At 77.8% G+C, this 712-nt stretch carries 1 pseudogene; it reads left to right on the top strand.

The features are described 5' to 3' along the window. A pseudogene (locus KUM03_RS33555) lies at nucleotides 1-275 on the top strand (hypothetical protein); the annotation flags it as partial. Nucleotides 276-712: the final 437 nt, after the last annotated feature.

The raw sequence follows: 712 nt of genomic DNA, 5'->3' as shown, positions 1-712 counted from the left end.
CCAGGACCGGGAAGACGGACGTCGAGCCGGGACTGCCCGCGGACAGCACCGTCCTGGTCTGGGTGGACGCGGCCGGAGAGCTCACCGAGCCGCCGCTCACCACCGGCCAGATCCGCAGCCGCACGATGGGCTGGGCCATCCTCGCCTTCCTGGGCGTCGTGATCACCGGCCTCGCGGTCCACGGCGTCACCGGGCTGGTGCTGCACCGCCGCAACCTCGTCGAGTGGGACACCGCCTGGGCCGACACCGCCCCACGCTGGAGCCGGGCCCCCTGACGGGGGGGCGCCGGGCTCGCCCCGCGTACAGCACGCCATGGGTCGGGCCGTCCCCGATCCTGCCAGACGGTAGGGGCTGCCGCCGGGCCCGCACGCGTCGCCTCGCCCGTCACGATGGGGCGGGCCGACGCCGAGTCCGCCCGCCCTTTTCGTCTCGACGGGCCCGCCTGTCGCCGAGCCGGCCTTCCCCCGTCTCGCTGGGGCGGGCCGTCCCGCATCCGTCCCCGCCTGTCACCTCGGTCAGGCCGCGCCGCGTCCGCCCCCGCCCGTCACGGTGGAGCGGACCGCCCCCGAGCCCGCCCTCGCCTGTCACCTCGGTCAGGCCGCGCCGCGTCCGCGCCCGCCCGTCACGATGGAGCGGATCGCCCCCGAGCCCGTCCCCGCCTGTCACCTCGGTCAGGCCGCGCCGCGTCCGCCCCCGCCCGGCACGATGGAGC

It is taken from the genome of Streptomyces sp. AC602_WCS936, from assembly GCF_019049125.1.
GTDB lineage: Bacteria > Actinomycetota > Actinomycetes > Streptomycetales > Streptomycetaceae > Streptomyces.
Note: the sequence above shows the minus strand (reverse complement) of the source record. Positions and strands in the feature narration are given on the sequence as shown.